The sequence below is a fragment of the Neisseria sp. P0001.S005 genome, assembly GCF_051963715.1.
Genome location: NZ_JBQCTZ010000753.1, coordinates 1 through 371 on the forward strand (window position 1 = coordinate 1; position 371 = coordinate 371).

Consider the following 371-nt stretch of genomic DNA (forward strand, 5'->3'; position numbering starts at 1 on the left):
TTGAGTTTGGACGTGTATTCGGGGTTAAACACCAAATCCCATTGATTGTCCGGCAGCTGATCCGTGCCCAAAGCCTTTTTCACACGCTCGATATTGATGGCGAAAGTATTGGTACCCCAATAAAACGGCACCGCATATTCATGCCCCGGATCGACGCTTTCCATCAGCTTCATCAACTGAGGATTCAAGTTTTTATAGTTGGGAATCAGGGATTTGTCGATTTTCTGATACGCACCTGCCTTAATCTGCCTACCGACAAACGCATTGGAAGGACCCACGATGTCGTAACCCGACTTGCCGGTCAACACCTTGCTCTCCAGCGTTTCATCGCTGTCATATACATCGTAAGTTACTGCGATACCGTGTTTTTT

Annotated in this window: 1 protein-coding gene; it reads right to left on the reverse strand. The window is 47.2% G+C overall.

Going from position 1 to position 371, the window contains the following annotated elements; genetic code table 11:
- Positions 1 to 371: extracellular solute-binding protein (locus ACTHSP_RS22700; protein ID WP_440347091.1), on the reverse strand; the 371-nt coding region annotated here is incomplete at both ends.